Origin of the sequence: Leptospira interrogans (assembly GCF_900156205.1) — a bacterium.
Lineage (GTDB): Bacteria > Spirochaetota > Leptospiria > Leptospirales > Leptospiraceae > Leptospira > Leptospira interrogans.
Genome location: NZ_FTNA01000013.1, coordinates 89,994 through 108,488 on the forward strand (window position 1 = coordinate 89,994; position 18,495 = coordinate 108,488).

The 18,495-nt window shown below is 34.9% G+C and carries 14 protein-coding genes and 1 riboswitch; of the genes, 9 read left to right on the forward strand and 5 right to left on the reverse strand.

The annotated features are described in order from the left end of the window. Window positions 1-83: 83 nt before the first annotated feature. Window positions 84-950 carry a bile acid:sodium symporter family protein gene (locus BW942_RS12075; protein WP_000445511.1) on the reverse strand — a complete coding sequence of 289 codons (867 nt, stop codon included), beginning with the start codon at window positions 948-950 and terminating at the stop codon, window positions 84-86. Window positions 951-1,216: 266 nt separating this feature from the next. On the opposite strand from BW942_RS12075, the gene BW942_RS12085 reads away from it, so the two are divergent. After that, the gene (locus tag BW942_RS12085) at window positions 1,217-1,426 is read left to right on the forward strand and encodes a hypothetical protein (RefSeq protein ID WP_000053900.1); all 210 of its coding nucleotides are present in this window, start codon (window positions 1,217-1,219) and stop codon (window positions 1,424-1,426) included. A gap of 334 nt (window positions 1,427-1,760) precedes the next feature. Further along, window positions 1,761-2,468: a lysophospholipid acyltransferase family protein gene (locus BW942_RS12090; RefSeq protein ID WP_000392265.1), complete on the forward strand. Its 708-nt coding sequence runs from the start codon at window positions 1,761-1,763 to the stop codon at window positions 2,466-2,468. A gap of 333 nt (window positions 2,469-2,801) precedes the next feature. On the opposite strand, the gene BW942_RS12095 is transcribed toward BW942_RS12090, so the two are convergent. The 4 genes from BW942_RS12095 to BW942_RS12120 form a co-directional block, all read right to left on the reverse strand. After that, window positions 2,802-4,661: an alpha/beta fold hydrolase gene (locus BW942_RS12095; RefSeq protein ID WP_000675225.1), complete on the reverse strand. Its 1,860-nt coding sequence runs from the start codon at window positions 4,659-4,661 to the stop codon at window positions 2,802-2,804. Between the two features lie 239 nt (window positions 4,662-4,900). Next, complete coding sequence (locus tag BW942_RS12100) at window positions 4,901-5,356, reverse strand: response regulator (protein ID WP_000282526.1); 456 nt, start codon at window positions 5,354-5,356, stop codon at window positions 4,901-4,903. Further along, a complete protein-coding gene (locus BW942_RS12105) occupies window positions 5,349-6,737 on the reverse strand; it encodes a sensor histidine kinase (protein WP_000790893.1) in 1,389 nt (462 codons plus the stop codon). The genes BW942_RS12100 and BW942_RS12105 overlap by 8 nt, the downstream gene beginning before the upstream one ends. Before the next feature lie 883 nt (window positions 6,738-7,620). Then, window positions 7,621-8,484, reverse strand: a complete 864-nt coding sequence (locus tag BW942_RS12120; RefSeq protein ID WP_000402845.1) for a class I SAM-dependent methyltransferase — start codon at window positions 8,482-8,484, stop codon at window positions 7,621-7,623. Between the two features lie 86 nt (window positions 8,485-8,570). Between BW942_RS12120 and BW942_RS12125 the strand changes: the two genes are divergently transcribed. From BW942_RS12125 to BW942_RS12160, 7 genes are all read left to right on the forward strand, one after another. Continuing rightward, on the forward strand, window positions 8,571-9,599 hold the full coding sequence (locus BW942_RS12125) for a CapA family protein (protein ID WP_001250026.1): 1,029 nt from the start codon (window positions 8,571-8,573) through the stop codon (window positions 9,597-9,599). A 1,054-nt stretch (window positions 9,600-10,653) separates the two neighbouring features. After that, window positions 10,654-11,553 carry a leucine-rich repeat domain-containing protein gene (locus BW942_RS12135; protein ID WP_000100633.1) on the forward strand — a complete coding sequence of 300 codons (900 nt, stop codon included), beginning with the start codon at window positions 10,654-10,656 and terminating at the stop codon, window positions 11,551-11,553. Window positions 11,554-11,649: 96 nt separating this feature from the next. Further along, complete coding sequence (locus BW942_RS21510; protein WP_000942239.1) at window positions 11,650-11,829, forward strand: hypothetical protein; 180 nt, start codon at window positions 11,650-11,652, stop codon at window positions 11,827-11,829. 32 nt (window positions 11,830-11,861) lie between these two features. Then, window positions 11,862-12,041, forward strand: a riboswitch (cobalamin riboswitch). Between the two features lie 106 nt (window positions 12,042-12,147). Next, entirely contained in the window at window positions 12,148-14,259 is a 2,112-nt protein-coding gene (locus BW942_RS12140; protein WP_000517759.1) for a TonB-dependent receptor plug domain-containing protein, read from the forward strand. Window position 14,260: 1 nt separating this feature from the next. Next, window positions 14,261-15,424: a YncE family protein gene (locus BW942_RS12145; RefSeq protein ID WP_001259341.1), complete on the forward strand. Its 1,164-nt coding sequence runs from the start codon at window positions 14,261-14,263 to the stop codon at window positions 15,422-15,424. 624 nt (window positions 15,425-16,048) lie between these two features. After that, window positions 16,049-16,705 (forward strand): ankyrin repeat domain-containing protein, encoded by a 657-nt coding sequence (locus BW942_RS12155; protein WP_001155666.1) that lies wholly within the window; start codon window positions 16,049-16,051, stop codon window positions 16,703-16,705. A gap of 477 nt (window positions 16,706-17,182) precedes the next feature. Next, on the forward strand, window positions 17,183-17,635 hold the full coding sequence (locus BW942_RS12160; protein WP_000447937.1) for an SRPBCC family protein: 453 nt from the start codon (window positions 17,183-17,185) through the stop codon (window positions 17,633-17,635). The last annotated feature ends 860 nt before the right edge of the window (window positions 17,636-18,495 follow it).

The window sequence follows — 18,495 nt, forward strand, 5'->3', positions numbered from 1 at the left end:
AATAGTATCACTTATCTATCGTAGATCTCTATAAAATTGAATACTATAAATTTTATAGAGATCCGTAAAGACCAACGGAAGTTTTACGTTGGATTGGAACTTTTATTTGTCCAAATGGAAAAAATCGCTCCCGTGGCGAACATGATCAAACTGTAAATCGCGGACGGAATCGCCATTGTAGGGTTATTCAAAATTGCACTTGCGATTGTAATCCCTAAGGTTCCGTTTTGAATTCCTACTTCTATGGTAATCGATGTTCTTTGTGGATGAGTGACTTTCATCAGAGTCGCTCCCAGATAACCTAAGAACATAGTAATCAGATTCAATGCCAGAGACGCCGGACCAACTTGGATAAAATATGGAATTATGTTTTGTCTTTCACGAACGATTGCGCCTAAGATGATCAGTACTAAAAAAATTCCGGAAAGAACTTTTACAGTCTTTTCAAATTTGCGGGATAGTTCTGGTTTTTTAGAGTTTAAAATCATTCCGATTGATACTGGTAATACGGTGATCATAAAAATTTGTAATATGGTTTGAGGAATATTCAATTTGATCATTTGCCCAGATCCTAAAAAATGATGCATAGATATATTAAGTAGAAACGGAATTGAAAGAACCGTGATACAACTAGTGATTGCGGTTAACGTTATGGAAAGCGCCACGTCTCCTTTGGCTAAGTGAGTGATCAGGTTAGAAGTGGCTCCTCCGGGACAAATTGCAAGTATCATAAGTCCTACCGATAGTTCACTTGGAAGTTTAAAGACGTTCGCAATGAACCATCCAGTCAGAGGTAAAAGGAATAGCTGTAAAATGAGCCCGGTGATAACAGCTTTAGGAAGAACGAAAATTCTTTTGAAATCTTCTACCGTAAGGCTCATACCCATTCCGAGCATTATAATACCTAACGCGATAGGAAGAAATACTGTTGTTAGCAAATTGGATTCCATTGTTTGTGACCTATTTTTGTTTCGAACTTTGTACTGTAGTTTTGATAGTAAGTCCACAGAATTTTTGAATTCTTTCAATTTTACTTCTTGTATTATGATTCCATAAAAGTCTTTTTCGAAGGCAGATTTTAAAAATACATGCTATGATTCTTATGGTTTTATGGATCCGAGTAATCATAAATATTGTAATCAAGAGTTGATTAACACGAGTTCGGCGTAATCCAATGCAAAAGCGATTATTATGCTGCGATTCGTAGAGAGCAGCATTGAGTTTGAAAAATTCCGAAGGAATTGGAGCAAAAAGCGCGCCGGATTTGCCCAAATTTTACTACACTGAATTCACAAAATTAGAGTTGTTTAAAAATGAATCTTCCATCTCTGTTTTTTGGAAACGCTCGATTGAATCCTTGCCACTTTCAACAACTCTATTATTGAAATGTAAACTATTGAATTCGATTTCTGTCTTATCGTTCTGAGTGGTAGTAATATAGATTATTTTTAAAATCAATTCTGAAAACTTGATGGATCAAGATTGAATCTGTTTTTTTAAGAAATGGAAAAAACTGTAAAATTGTTTATTTTGTTTTGTGATCGGTTTAGTTTTATTTGGTGGTGTTTTGATATTTTTACTCAAGGGAAAATGATAGTATAGGATGATTTAGAACCGAAAGATGAATTTGTTTTCTATTCTCAATCTAAAATTTTTTCTGTGATTTTTTAAATACGAAGTATATTTTCGCAATTCTACCTTGAATTCAGTTTAGAAAAAGAGGTGATGAATTTTGGAAGTTAAAAACCCTCGTGCTTAATATGGAAGAAAATTCTGAATCTCATAAAGGTAAAAAACGATCTTTTAAAAGAAAATTTTTAATTTGGCTGATTCCGTTTTTTGTGGTCAACTTACAAAGATTGATTGGGTTGACTTCTCGTAGAATCAATATTGGAGACGAAAGCATTCGTAAAATCCGCAAAGAAAAAAAGCCTTACATACTTTCTGGTTGGCATACAAATGTTTTATATTCTCCTTATCTCAATCGAAATGAGAGGATGGCAGTTCTCATTTCGGAATCTAAAGATGGAGATTTTATCAATCAAGTCGTTCATAGATTTGGTAATTATAGTATCCGAGGAAGTTCTTCCAAAGGCGGTTCTAAGGCTTTAAAGGCACTGATCGTTCATCTTAAAAAAAATTTTCCTGCGGCGATTACTCCCGATGGCCCTAGAGGTCCTGCGCTTGTGGTGCAGCCTGGTTTGATTGCTGCGGCTCAGGTTTCCCAGGTCCCTATCGTTTCATTTCATTACGAATGTACTCGTCAATGGATCGCCGAAAAAACCTGGGATAAACATAGAATTCCAAAACCGTTTACCACCTTTGTAGTGTCCTACGGAGAACCGATCTATATTCCTAGAAATTTAGACGAAAAAGGTTTTGAAGAAGCCAGATTGATGGTAGAAAAAGCCATGTTGGAAAATCGTCAGAAAAGTATTGATAAAGCAGAAGAGTTAAGAAAAAAATAATATTCTAAAAAATAAATATTTAATTTTTTGTTCTATCTGAGTTTTTTGTGGATTTATATTTTAATATATTTTGGAATCCATTACAAATAATTGCAAAAGTAACAATAACATTTTTAAATCATAAATTAAATAAATGGATTTGAGTTATTGAAAAATTAATTTTCTTCCGTTTTTCATTAAGAACTTGCCTAAAAACCCAAAGTATTTTACGTGATTCTTCTTTAGAAATTTTTAATAAAATACAGTAGTTCCTACAAATTAGATTGTATTTGGCAATTTGCGAACTTTCGAGTAGTTCTAATGTCAATAGTAGTTCCTATAAATTCGAATTTTTTAATGTTCGGGTACTAAAACGTGTTCCTTTAAAATTCTTTTTACTTCTAAGAAAGTGGGAAGATGGGTTTGGACGGAATGTTCGGATTGAATCAACATTTCCGATTCTGGATTTTCTAAATGGGAACTTTCATACGATACCACTGTGTCACTGATCCAATCCAAATCCACTAGTTTAGAATTTCCTATGATAGAATGAAATTTTACTTCCGGCTTATAGCGACCGGTTACTTTCATAAAAAGACTTTTAGGCGCCAGTCCGTCGACTCCATATACTTTGGGGACTATATCTTTATTCTTGTAGTCCGCGCTTAAATACTTATAACCTTCTTCAAATTTTTTAGTTACTTCTTTGGGGATGATAAAAAGAAATCTAGCGATGGATCCTAAAATTCCTTCCGCCAAGTTCGAACCTTTATGTGGAGTTGCTATAAAAATCACTCTTTTTACGAAAGGAACTGGTTCAAAATCGAAAAGTCTTCTGATTTCCTTTTTAATTTCTTCGCTCATCGTATCGAATATTGAATTCGGAATTTCTGCTGTATTTAACCATTGTTCTTTATTGCTTCGTGTTACTGCGAGTTTTGCAATCAATCCTCCCATACTATGACCTATCAAAACGGTTTTGTCGAAACTTTTATGTTCGTTTTTAGGATCATAGATCTTTCTTAAATCATATAATGTATCTCTAAATTCAGCCGCGTTTAGAGGGATCGGATTTACGGTAGGATACCAATAAACCCAGAATTGATACTTTGACTTAATTTCTGAATCGGAAAGAAGTTCGTTGATCATAGGAAACCAAATGAAAGGAGAAGAAGCAAGGCCGTGAATAAATATAACCGGTATCTTATCCTTGTGATAAGGGTATACGAGATAAAGCCCCTTTCTGGACATACTCGTTTCTCCATCAAAAATAGCTAATATACTGTCTCTTTGTTGTGCTATCTTAAGCATATAAGCGAGAGGGGTAGTAGTATCACTTTCCATCGGAAGGCTGATTCCGCCTAATGTTATCCGATCCCGAAAGACAGGATCATAGACGTGGATTTTGGCCGGCAAGTTTAGAAGATCCTTATTTTCAAGATACGATTCTTCCAAACTTACAAAGGCAGTGGCGGGATAGGCTTGTCCTACTCCGTTGATAAATTCGTATTTGATTCTTTCCTGAGATTCATTTTCCGGAAATTTACGGTTGAGGATTACGGGAGTTCCGATTCCATACTTGCTGATATGATTGGAAAATCCTTTGACACGATAGTCGTAAGCAACTTCTATTTGTAGAAAATTTTGAGGTTTCCAAGCGGTTTCTACTTCAGCACCTAACATCTGTAAGGTTCCCCGAACCAGAGGAAGACTTAGATCGGTGACGTTAGTTAACTTACGATTTTTTTTAGCAAATCGAACGAGTTGAGCTAAAGAACGATTGTAGGTAAACAAAGCAAATCTAAATTCTGCGGAAAAAGGATCGGGTGTAGGATTTGCCTTTTTATCAAACAGATAGGTATACGAATAAACCAAAGCGGAAGCATACATCTTTGCGAACTGTGGATCTTCCATATCCAGTGAGTTTCCTGTAAAATAACAGAGTTCGGAAAGGTAGTAGGCGAGATTTCTGGATTTATTCGCCATCAATTCATAATCCAAGTCATAGATGACAACTAACGGAGATTCTTCGAATTTATCGTATAGATCGTTACTTTTTAAATATCGTGTGGTCAAAAGGCTGAGTTTGTTGGAAGAAACACCACTCAGATTTACGAGTTTTTCCTGTTCAAATTGAGAATAACTAAAAGTGGAATAAGTAGCGCATCTTAGAACAAAAATCAGTATGGGAAGAAACCAAAAGTAAAATTTCATCGTTTGAAAAACAGATTTCGACCCATTTGTAGGAATTGACAAGCAAAAAGAGGAATAGGTAATACAAGTTTTGAAAGTTTAAACAACCCATTTTTGAATTACGTTTTGACTTACGGAGTTCTTAAAATAAAAAAGACTAATTTGTATATTTTAGAATATTTAAATTTTATAATACGTAAATTTTTTCTAAAAACTTAAATTTAATGTGCAAATGATTTTGATATTTTGGATCGAACGATTTAAGTGCGACTTACACTTTGATTTATTAAGACCCAGTAAAATCCGATTTCACTGGCTACTTCTCCAAATTTATCAAATTCAAATGGTTTAACTACGTAACTATTTACCCCTAGTTTATAACTTTCTATAATATCTTTTTCTTCGGCAGAAGAAGTGAGTATCACTACCGGAAGCATCTTGGTATTTTCTTCGTTTCTGACTCTTCTTAATACTTCGATCCCGTCCACTTTAGGCATTTTTAAATCTAAAAGAATGAGAGAAGGCACTCTCGTTTTATCCCGATTTGCGTAACGTCCGGTTGCGTATAAATATTCTAAAGCTTCTTCCCCATCCCGGACGTGTTTGACTTGATCTGTAAGTTTATGTTTTTTTAAACTTCTTAGAGTAAGTTCAGAATCCTGAGGATTGTCTTCCGCATATAAGATCTCTATCAATTCATCCTGAAGATTATACATTTTTATCATTGACTCCTAACGTAAAATAAAAACAAGCGCCCTCGTTCAGGTTACCTTTTCCCCAAACTCTACCATTGTGTCTTTCTATTACCCTTTTGACGATGGCAAGTCCGACCCCGGTTCCTTCAAACTGATCGGTATGATGTAACCTTTGAAATATGTTGAATAATTTATGTTGATATTTCATATCAAATCCAGCTCCGTTATCTTTTACAAAGAAAACGGTTTCTTCTCCATTTTGATACGATCCTATTTCGATTTTAGGAATTTCTTTTTTTTGAGAATATTTAAAAGCGTTGGAAATCAAATTGAATAAAAGTTGTTTGAGAAGACTTGTGTCTGCATTTGCGTAAGGAAGTTCTGCGACGGAAATTTCTGCTTTCATATCCGGATAATAACTGATAACTTCTTCAATCACTTTCTCTACCAAAACTTTCATATTTACGACAGAGAACATTGGTTCCCTTCTTCCCAGTCTTGAATATTCCAAAAGATCGTCTATGAGTTTCCCCATGTTTTCGGAGTTTCGAATGATGATGTTTACGATTCTACGACTGTCTTCTCTGAGTTCTGCTCCGTGATCCTCAAGCAATATTTTAGAAAATCCTAATATACCTCGAATGGGAGAACGAAGGTCATGAGAAACCGAATAGGAAAAGGCTTCTAAATCTCTGTTTGACCTTTCTAATTGTTCTGAATAGAGTTTGAGATTTTGATTAGATTTTTCTAATATTTCCTCTGTTTTTAGCCTACGTTGGCTTTCTTTGTAGATAAGCCAGTTCTGTAGAAGAATAAAGGAAAGATTTAATACAATTCCGGAAAAAAGAAGAGTAACCGATATGGTCATGTTGATTTTAGAATTGTGTTTTCGTATGTTTAGAAGTCTAAGTTCTTCGTCTTTGATTTCCTGAAGTAGGAACTTGATTTTTTCCGATAAAGTAAATCCATTAGGAGAACGATACAATTCAACATAATCCTGAAATGATTTATATTTTTTGATTAAAAGTATGTCTTCCATATAAGAAAACTTTTCTTTCAAATTGGATTCTATGTTCAAAAGTCGTTTTTGTTCTACCGGGTTATCGACCGTTTTATTTCTTAGTTCTTGAATTTTTTCTAAAACTATTCTTTTGTTTTTGAAATAAGAATCTATTAATTCTTTATCTCGATATAAAATATAAGCCCTTAAGACGGAATGAGTTTCTCTGAATGAAGAAAGGGTTTCTTCCAGGTTTAAAAGAACTTCTTGAGTATGGGTTTCCCATTTTCTAAGTTCTAAGGATTGTTGTAGAGTATAATATGCAGATCCTGTCATGATGAGGTTTAGAAAAAGAATTATGATTAATCCATAGACGATATTCTTTTCAATTTTATTTTTCAAAGGAAATACCTCAAATGTCTAGTATTGGAAATCTTTTTATTCAAGGAAAGCTAAACCCTTATAATACGAGTTTATAAAACATGTCGATTCGCATCTATTCTTTTCTGTGTGAAAAATTGGATTCCAATTTCTTGATATACTTAAAATTACTTTCCTTTTTTTGAATCTTTTTTTCTTAAAAATAGAGAATCGTAAGAAAAAATTCTGTTATTCCAAAGCCCAAATTTCTAAAACAAATGAGCTGTAAAACCACCTCTGTATACTTATAGATTGTTAAGACTAAAGTTTACGGTTTGTTCTAAGATTCCTCTATGGAAAAATTTAAAGCAGTTATTTTTGAGTTGTTGTGGTTTTTGTAAGTTTATACTTTAAATTTTTCTGAAATAATTGGACGAAACTTTATCTGGAAAAAATTTCTTTTATATCCGCTTGGATTTGGAATTTTTTATGGCTTTATTAAAATTAATCGATGGTTTGTAAAGAGTGAAGTTATGCTGGTTTGATTTTCTTTTTTAAAAGGTGAATCTGGGGCACTTTGTAGAACGATTTTTATAGAATTAGAATTTTACTAGATCAGAAAGATCAAGTTGCATTAGAGTTATTGAAAAATGAATTCTCCCTCTTCTGTTTCATGAAATGGTCGATAGAAGCAGGTTTGTTAGTCGTCGCTATGGAATTTTTAAACAACTCTATTCAAGTGTCTCATATTTCTGTTTTGGGTGATTTTTATAAAATTGACTATCGTTATAATTTTTATCGTAAAAACACTGTTTCAATGCAAAATATTAGCTTTAAATAGTTCTGAGTATAATTTTGAAATATGATCTTTTCTATCTTTAAAAAAATCCGAAAAACGTTTTAAATTTGTTTTTCAAAATTCAAGTTATTTAGAAAAACAAAGAGCCATCATATCACCTTGATCCAAAAATTTTACTGTAGGATCTGCAAAATACTTTAAGGTTTTATAAAGTAAAGAAGAGTTCTTTTTGGCAGTAAGTCCACTTCCATAAGTGATGTGTTTTTTCTTTTGAAAACCAAGAGAACGACAGAGTTTTACGATTCCAGGAAGAGAATAGTAGTATAAATGTTCGGGAACGTTTAGATACCTCCAGGACGGTCCTTGTAGTTTCGCTAAAATTCCCCATCTACAAGTGGAAAGAATCACCCGGCCTCCAGGCTTTAAATGTGTATAAATTTTTTCTAATGTTTCTTTTGGTTTATGGAGATGTTCGATCGAAGCCCAAAGTGTGATTAAGTCAAACTGATCCACATTTATCGGCTTCCATTCTAAAAAATCTACTTGTTCTACCTTGAGTTTGAGTTTATCTCGAGCAAATTTTACGGGAGCTTGGGCGATATCCATTCCGTAGGAATCCCATCCTCTACTTTGCATATAGTCTACAAAATAGCCTGCGGCACAACCTACGTCTAAGCAGCGTTTGGTGGTAGACAAAGATTTTTCCCAAGTTTGAAAATCCAAATCTTTTAAGTTAAGGCCGAACACTCTGGAAATTTCATTTCTGATTCCTTCCGAAAAATAATTATCGTAACCTCTATCACTTCTTTTTAAAAAATATTCTTCCGAATAATAAGAAGCTACTTCTTTAGGAGAAGGTTGAGGACTAACTTGAACGAGAGAACAACGTATACATTGAACGATATGAAAAAGTTCGTTCTTATGATTGGATTTGGAAAAAAGAGGTTTGAATTCTGATGAGCCACAAGTGTTGCAAGGGATTATTTCCATTCTATTATTCTATCGGGAAGGGTTAGAATTCTTTTGATAGAAATTCTGCTTTACGATCAGCTTCCGATTGAAACTCATGAAATGACATGAGACAAACATTCATTTTATCCGTTTTATTTCTTTTTTCATTTGGGCTTTTAGGTGATTCTAAGACGATTAAGATCAAAGCAGTGGGCGATATGGTTCCAGGAACAAATTTTCCTCAACCGTTGAATATACAAGATCCTAGATCGTTTTTATTCGGAAAGGTGGAAAGTTATTTAAAGGGTGCGGATCTACTTTTCGGAAATTTTGAAAGTACCCTTACCGATTATCCGAACACTTCCAAAGACACTTCTAGAAAAATGATTTTTGCATTTAGAACACCTCCCGCCTACGCTAAGGTTTTAAAGGAAGTAGGATTTGATATTTTAAGTATTGCTAATAATCATTCTTTGGATTTTCACGAACAGGGTTTTGTGGACACTCAGAAAAATCTTTCGGACGTAGGAATTCGTTATACCGGAAAGAAGGGAATGATCACGTATATGAACGTGAAAGATATTTCCGTGGCCTGGATTGGGTTTTCTCATTTAAAATCGCATAACAACGTAAATGAGATCGGAGAAGGGGTAGCGTTGGTTAAGGAAGCAAAAAAAAAGGCGCAACTCGTTTTTATCTCTTTTCACGGAGGAGCGGAAGGTGGACCGGCCCTACACGTAAAAAATCAAATGGAACGTTTTTACGGAGAATATAGAGGGAACTTAGTTGAGTTTAGTCATTCACTGATTGACGCAGGCGCCGACTTAGTGATCGGTCATGGTCCTCATTTGGTGCGAGCTATGGAATTGTATAAGGGAAGATTAATCGCTTATTCTCTCGGAAACTTTATGGGCTATAGAGCCTTATCTTCGAGAGGGATCGTAGGTTATTCTTTGGTTCTTGAAGTGGAAGTGGATTCTCAAGGAAAGTTCGTAAAAGGAAAGATCCTACCGTTACAACTGGATTCCGCTTCGATTCCAGAATACGATCCAGAAAAGAAAACGATCGATTTGATGAAAAAACTTACGAAAGAAGATTTTCCGGGCAAGGGACCAAAAATTGCAGATGACGGAACGATTCTTCCGGGAACGTGACATGAGTTGAGCTACGACCTAAAACGCGATCCATAGAGAACTAAATGAACCAAAGATAGCGGAGCACACCGAACGACCTATAGGGAGTGAAGGTTGAGTTTTTTTCATCTTTGGTTCCTCTCAACGTAATCTACAGAAATTTGGCGGTTGAGAGGCTTTTTGCTCCAATCAACAAATGGATGATTAGAATTGTTGAAAAATTAATTCTCTATCGGTTTTCGTTGTATGGAAACGGTGGATTGAAGCGTTTTGTTAATTGTTGCTATGGAATTTTTCAACAACTCTATTCTTTAAAACGCGAAATTCTTTTGTCATTTCAATTTGTTGATTCCGCTACAATCGCTTTCGCATTGGTTATACTGAATTTTTGTTTAAACAAATCGATTTAAATTGTTCTGTATGTTCGCAGAGAAAAAGCGTAGGATTCACGCAAGTTATTTTCAAATTGTAGAAGTTCCCGCACGATTTGTACATCGAAGAAATTTTTCAGTAAGAGTTCCCACAGATTCCTAAAAGCGCGTCCCTAAAATTGCACAAATGAAAAAGTTGAGCAATGCTCTTCTGATACGATCAAGCCATGAGCTTTCAAGTTTTTAGTTTTTTCCAGGTAATATCGATTTCGTAAGAAGAACTGGTTATACTCGAAAGTTTTTTCATTCCTGCGGGAACTCTTGCAAAAGCAGAACTGTTGAAAAAAACATGAGAACTCCCTCATATTAAAAGGTTTTTGAGAGTTATTTTATACTGTGGGGAACTCTTACATTTTGAAGTGACTCCAAGATTTTTTGGATCTTTGTAGGAACTCCTAAAAAATCAGTGGATGGAAGGCTTTTGTTGAATTTCCAATATTGTGGGAACTCCCGCGTAAATGAAATCTTTGAGATTACTTTCAGTCCTTTATATTTTTGTGGGAACTTCCTACAAACTTTAAAGTTAGAATCTGTCCACAGTTCATTGAACCTTAACCAATGCGAAAGCGATTCTATGTAGAGATCCAGAACACGATCCGTAGGAGAAGAGAGCCGTTTTACTAAGTTCTATAAAAATAGTGTGGATGTCTTCTTATGTTTCGGCATTCAGAACTTGGAACAAAAAGCGCGATCGCTTAAAGTATTGTAAAATTACTTCTTTCATTGAAAAAAATATTTCGCTGAAACAACGCGTATCCTTTTTTGTTCATTGCAATAAAATTTTGATTTGGAAAATCCGTCGCATGAACTTTTTTACAACACAGATTCGTTTTAAACGAATCGGAATGGTTCTTTTGATTTCTATCTTTTTTTTCTTCAACGAGGTAGAAGCACAAGAGCAACTTGTGGAAGTAAAAGCTTACACAAATTTAATAGAGGCTTTCCAAAATTCTTCGGATGTTCGTATTCTGCATTTGAACGGTCAAGGATTTAAAAATCTTCCGAGACAAATCGGAAATCTACAAAATTTAACAGAGTTGAATTTAGGGAGCAATTCACTTACGACAGTTCCTAAAGAAATCGGTCGGCTACGCAACTTACAAAGTTTGTGGTTGTTTGGAAACTGGCTGGCAACCCTTCCTGAAGAAGTCGGGGAACTTCACAATTTAGAAGAGCTAAGTTTAAGCAGGAACCTTCTCATTACACTTCCAAAAGAAATCAGGCGGCTACAAAATTTACAAGTATTGAATCTATCTGACAATCGTCCCACTTTCACCGTTCTTCCAAAAGAAATCGGAGAACTACGGAATTTAAAAGAGTTGAATTTAGAGAACAATTCACTTACGACAATTCCTAAAGAAATCGGAAAACTACAAAATTTAAAATGGTTGCGTTTAGGGAGCAATTCACTTACGACGCTTCCAAAAGAAATCGGAGAACTACGGAATTTAAAAGAGTTGGATTTGAGTTCGAATTCTCTTTCGGTCAAAGAGAAAAAGAGAATTCGAAAGTTACTTCCAAAATGTTCTATCATCTATTTTTGAATAACGACTTATTTATACGAACTTTCAAAAACATTTGGAAATTACGAATTCGCCCTCAAAGATGTTTACGTTAATGTAATAAACGATGATCTTTGAATGTTACAAGTTGCGGTTAAACGCGCTGCTTTTAATTCTGTTTCAAAGGTAGAATTCAAAAATGGATTTTTATCATCCTTTGAAGTATCAAAACCTGGATTCAACAAAATCATTTTTTATCTACAAACATGTCCGATTCATTATAGTGTTTCTCGCCGAATCTTTCCTTTTTTGCAATAGAATTCTCTTGATTGCGAAGTCCTATTTAGAAATCTTGGAACGGAAAACTTGTTTATTCTCGTGATGAGGAAGGGAATCCGGTTCAAATCCGGAGCTGAACCCGCAGCTGTAATCGCCGAATGAGATTTCGCAATCATGCCACTGCGTTAAATACGCGGGAAGGCTGCGAAATCGGCGAAAGCCAGAAGACCTAACAAGTAAAAAAACAAACTAATGGGACTTTCGGGAGCTAAAGTCGGGTTTGAAAAATAGGCTTTTGTTTTTTAGATTTCTAATTGAAATCTCCGATTTTTCTTTCCCATTTTATTCCGGCTAAAAATGGGAAAAAATCAATACATTCAAATATTAAAATATTCTGTAATTCCATTTTTACTTGTGTTTGCTTTGACTTTAAGCGCACAGAATCAAGTTCCCGCTACAAAAGCCGAAACCGTTCAGGTAATTGGAAAAGTTCCAGACTCCAGTTCCCAAAATTTTCGTTCCAATCCGAGCGGATTTCAAACTGCAATTAAACTAGACGAAACTTCGGCGCGTTATACGTCATTGCCGGAAGTTTTGGAAAGAGAGGCTGGTCTTAGGGTTCGGTCTTTTGGAGGTTTGGGATCGTATTCCACTCTTTCTATTCGTGGCACAAATCCAAATCAATCCAGAATCTATTTGGATGGTATTCCGCTAAACAATTCTCAAGGAGGAGAAGTAAATTTAGCGGATCTTCCTTTTGATAGTTTAGAAAGTGTGGAAGTATATAGATCCGGAAATCCGATTGGTTTTTCGGGATCTGCGATCGGAGGTTCGGTCAATCTGGTAACTAAAAAAGATTCCCAAAAACCAAAAACCAGGATCAATCTGGGAGGTGGTTCGTTTAATACTGGAAAGGCGAGTGTCTCTCATACTGGAAACTACAAAGGAATTGGAACCAGTTTTTTAGCGTTAGGTGAAAAGTCTGATCAAAATTTTTCCTACAAAAACGATCACGGAACGGTCGTTTTAAACACATTAGACGACACAATTGATAGAAGAAAAAACGCTTCTTTTGAAAGGGCGGCGCTTTTTGGATCTTTAAAATACCAAATCGGAAAAACGGAACTAAAATTCTTAAACGATTTCAATCATAGGATCCACGGACTTCCAGGACCTGGCTCAAATCAAACGGATAGGGTTCATCGAAAATACGACAGAAATACCAGCTCTTTTGCTACAGACACCAAAGGGCTGTTTGTCGATTCCTTTCGATTGGAAACCAGAGGTTTTTATACTGCGGCTAAAGATGACCTTTACGATCCACTTTCAGAATTTTCTAAAGGAACCCCAAATTCCAGAGCAGAGATCAGACAAGCGGGTTTTCAGGTCATGCCTACTTTGTATTTAACTGATTATCATCAGATCTTGAGAGGATTTGTGTCTTTGGAAAAAGAGTCCTTTGATCGAGAGAGGTTAACTTCCTCTAACTTGGTAGGAAGGGTGGAGCCTAAAAAAGAAAGAACTTATTCTTCTTTTCGTCTGGAAGACGAGATCCGTATTTGGAACTCAAAAATACTTTTGATACCTTCCGTGACCTGGGATCATTATAAAGATCGTTTTCCTTCCGAAGAACCCTGGTATAGAAGACAAGATCCACTTTCGGGTGATATCAAAAAAACTACATTCACAAATCCTAAATTAGGTTTTGTTTGGAAGATATTCGAAAAAGAAAGTTGGGATGTTCAGTTTCAAGCAAATATATCCAAACAGTATAGGATTCCTTCTTTTTTAGAAATGTTTGGAGAACAGGGAAGTATCGTCGCAAATCCTAATTTGAAACCGGAACAAAGCGAAAACGGGGACGCAGGTTTTATATATAAAACGAATCATTCATTCCTAAAAACAAAATCGAGCATTTCTTATTTTAAAAAAGATATGAGAGATATGATTCTATTTCTTCCAAACTCCCAGTTTACACTCAGGCCGGAAAACGTGGATTCCGCTAAAATTAGAGGATTAGAATTTTCTCATAGAGGAGATTGGAAATACGGAATTAAGTTTTTATTCAACTATACGTATCAAGAAGCGATCAATACTTCTTCTTCTCCGTATTTACATGGAAAAATACTTCCTTTGAGACCCAGACACGAATTTTCCAGCACGTTTTCTTGGAAAGGAAAGAAACTGGAAACTGGAATAGAATTGTTGTATATCGGAGCCGTGTTCAGAGATAGAACCAACGAATACATCAATTATATACCGGAAAGACAGATCTGGAACTATTTTTTCACTTGGGTAATCTACTCTGAATCAAAAGATTCCGATTTGAACGGAAATTCAAAGGAGATAACGAGAGAGGTTCTGTTAACCTTTGAGGTCAAAAATTTTACAGACAAAAGGATATCCGATTTGATCGGTTATCCTCTACCTGGAAGAAGCTGGTACACAACTCTGAGTATGAGATTTTAAAATGAGAACAAAACTTAAGGTTTTTATTTTATTCTTTTTTTTGAATGTATTTTGCAGAGACATTGAAAGGCCTTCATTTTTAAGTCTGCTTCTGATTCAAAATTTACCTGGAAATATAGGAGTGGTTACCACAGACTTCGGGGGAGGTGGGCGGTTTAAAGTGATCAATCCGACTCTTTTCTACGCTTATCCCGGATTGACTCCGATCCATTCGGATGCGGTTGCCCGATTTGGAAACGGAAAAGTGTATGTGTTAAATAGATTGAATCGGGATAGCATTCAAGTATTGGACCCGAATTACGGATTTATCACCACCTCAGAACTTTCACTCGGTTCCAAAGTTAATCCTGTGGATATGGAATTTGCAAGCACATCCAAAGCTTACGTAAGTCTTTATGGATCTAATCGATTGATGATCATAGATCCGACTTATATGACGATTACCGGTTTTATTGATTTAGGAAGTTATGCAGAATCTTTTTCTCTTGGGGCTTCTCCGGACGGAATTCCGGAAATGAACGGATTGAAAATAGTAGGGGACTCACTCTTTGTATGTTTACAAAGATTAGATCGGAACGATCCTTCGGGGTACTTTCCACCTAACACGAGTTCTATTTTATTAGAATTGAATGTATCTACGGATCAGGTGGTCGGAACTTATACTTTCCCAAGTTCTAATCCGGTCGGAAAACCGCAACTCGTGGAACTTTTTGGAGAATCCCATCTTGTCATTGCGACTCCCGCTAGAATGGGATTTCAAAGTCAGATCGACGGAGGAGTGAGCGCATTTCGATTATCGACACGAACCTTTGTTTCTAGATTTTTATATTCAGAGGCGATTGCGGGAGGGGATATACTATCCGTTCAAATTAAATCGGACACGATGGGTTATGTAGCGGTATTGGATTCCGGATTTACTAAAACCTTACAGGCATTCAATCCTAGTACGGGGGAAAAAATTTCTACCTTACTTACGATTCCTACAAGTTACGACGCGAGTCTTTCCAGTGTTCTATTGGCCTCGGATCAAATTTTATATGTGGGGAATACACAGTTTCAACAACCGGGAGTGACTATGTTCGATACCGAAAGAGGGAATCGATTGTTGACTCCCACTCCGATTTCGGTCGATCTTCAGCCCTACGATATTATAGAATTAAAATAAATTGAAAATCTAAAGTAGTATAGTTTTTAAAAGATTTACGTCTACTATTTATAAGCGATTTTAATCAGAGTTACTCATCTCTATAAAATTGAGCGTCGTAAATTCTTATTATAAAACACTGTTTTAAAGCAAAATACAAATACTTTATGATAAGTTATTGAGTAAAATCGGAAAGTGTAAGAACTCATACAATTGATTTAAGATTTAAAAATTACATTCGATAAAGTATATACTTTTACTTAGATGGAACGCAGGTTAGGCGAAATAGATCCGTTTTATTTTTTCTCTAAAATTAGATTTTATAAAAACAAATTTGATTCTTTTGAAAAAGACCATTTCAGAGAAACGAAATAAATTTTTTCCACAGTTTTTTAACCAGGTTGAATTCCTACTCGGGGACGTGAAAATAATACTATTCTGAACCTGTTTCAAATTTTAAAATGCTGGATCTCATATAAAAAAGCCGGTGATTTCAGGTTAGATATAATTTTTTGAAAATTTCTGCGTCTTTGTAAAATCGCTCATTCATTTTCTGATACTATTTTCATGTACTTGAGTAAGAATTCACTTGAATTTTTTCCAAAAATTAGGTCTAATCCTCTTTCAAAAAAGAAAAGGTAATCTATGCAGGAAATTTTTCAGGCGATAGCGAGCGGTCAAAAGGCGAAAGTGATCGGACTATTAAAAAGAGATCCTAACCTTTTTCAGAGTTTAACCGAAGAAGGAATCACTCCCGTTTTATTCTCTCTTTATTATGGAAAATTAGATATTTCTAAAGAAATTTACGAAATCAGTCCCAGTAGAAACCTTTTCGAAGCAGTAGCTTTGGGGGATTTAGAAGAAACAAAAAGATTGATTTCTAAATCAACGGATGTGGTCAATTTTCTATCTGCAGATGGTTGGTCTGCGTTACATCTCGCTTCTTATTTCGGTCATTTAGAAATTGCAAAATTCTTAATATTTTCAGGAGCAGATCTTAGTCTTACTTCTAAGAGTAAGTTGTCTTATGGAAATACTGCGTTACATTCTGCGGTAGCGACCGGAAAAAAAGAAGTCGTGGAACTTCTTTTGGAAAAAGGGGCGGACTCAAATTCGCTTCAAAATCCGGGAGAAATTACACCTTTGCATATCGCCGCAAGTCGATCCGGAAGCGTAGATATTATACGATTACTTTTAAAAAAAGGAGCGGATAAAAAGTTGATCAGTTCCGAAGGACAAACACCTTATACAATCGCATTTGAAAAAGGAAACATGACAGAAGCGAAATTATTAGAGGTTTGAAAGTTAAATTCTAAGAACTTAACTATAAGATCTGAAAACAATTAAAGTTGGTGATTTCGTTAATTAACTTATAAAATTTGAGCAGTAAAAATTTTACCGTAAAGAACTGTTTGAGTGCGGAATATTAGTACTTTGTTTATAGTTTCGAATAAAAAACGCAGTGGATTTTTATAGTGGAGTTGTTGAAAAATTTCATAGCGGCGATTAATAGAACTGCTTCAAACAACCATTTCATGAAACAAAATGAAGAATTCATTTTTCAAAAACTCTAAAAGTTATAGCTCATATAAAAATATAAAGTTAATATATATTTTTATAGATAAATATTATAATTTTTTTTTATATAAAATAAATTTTTATTCAAAGGTATCTATTGTAATGAAATTTTTATATAAAAATTTTATTTTAAGATTGTTGTTCTTAAGTTTATAAAGATTTTATAGACACTAAAAGATAATTGAATCTATGGAGTGATGTATGGAAACTATTCGTTTTTCTATTTTAATTGACGCAGACGTAAAAACCGTTTGGCATAAAATGCTTGAGGATTCGAGTTACAGAATTTGGGCTAAAGAGTTTCATGAAGGTTCCTATTTCGAAGGAAGTTGGGAAAAAGAAAGTGAAATCCGTTTTTTGGCCCAGGATGAGAATGATAAGCCGCAAGGAATGTATGCTAAGATTCGGGAAAATATACCTTATCAATTTATTTCTATAGAACATATCGGGCTTATATCCGGCGGGGTAATCGATACCGAAAGCGAGGAAGTAAAAAAATGGACCCCCGCTTTTGAAAACTATACGTTTCAAGAAGAATCCAATGGAAAAACAAAGTTGATTATAGAAATGCAAACGATCGAAGAATATAAATCCATGTTCGAAGAAATGTGGCCTAAGGCTTTAAAATCTCTCAAAGAATTGTGTGAAAAGTAGTTTGTTTTCTTTTTCAATAAACTCTCAATCTCATTTTTTAGAATGAGTGATACTTTAGAACTTTATAAATTTTATATATAACTTTAAAAGATATTACTGTCCCCTATAAAATTGAGTTCCCATAAATGTTGTGATAAAGTGTCGATTAACGTTAGTTCGATATAATTCAATGCAAAAGCGATTGAAGTATAGCCTCTTTCAAGCTCAGCGTCTCTCTTCTATTGGTCGTTTGACAGATCGTGTTGTGGAATGTAAGCTTTACACAGGATTTGTGGTAATTTCGACAGATTTATATTGAGATCCAAATACTTGTGGGGACTTCTACGGATCACGTTCTATAACAAATTGAAATCAGGAAATTTTTTTGTCCCTCAAATTGTTGATCGGAGTTGAAAGTATGGTCCAGCAATGCGCCTATTTTCGTATACTGAAGTTATATTAGGATTATTGAAAGTGGTGATTAATAAGATTACCTCCATCAATCGTTTTCATAAAACAAATGGAGAATTTATTTTTCAAAAACTCTATTATTGATGTGTAATCTATTGGATTGAATATTCTGTTATATAATCCGGAGTAAGCTTATATAGTCCGGTATAATTTTTTCAAATAGTACATTCAAAAAATATAAAGTATTTAAGAAGCAGACGCTCTTTCTAATTTTAGAAAGGTCAAACTTATGTTCGATAAAATCTAAATAAAATTAGAATATTCTATTAAACCTGAATAGAACAATTTTGAATTTACAACGTGTCCCAAAACCTGCCGAGCGATTCGTAAAGAGCGAGGCATTGAGTTATCCCGAGCGATTCGTAAAGAGCGAGGCATTGAGTTATCCCGAGCGATTCGTAAAGAGCGAG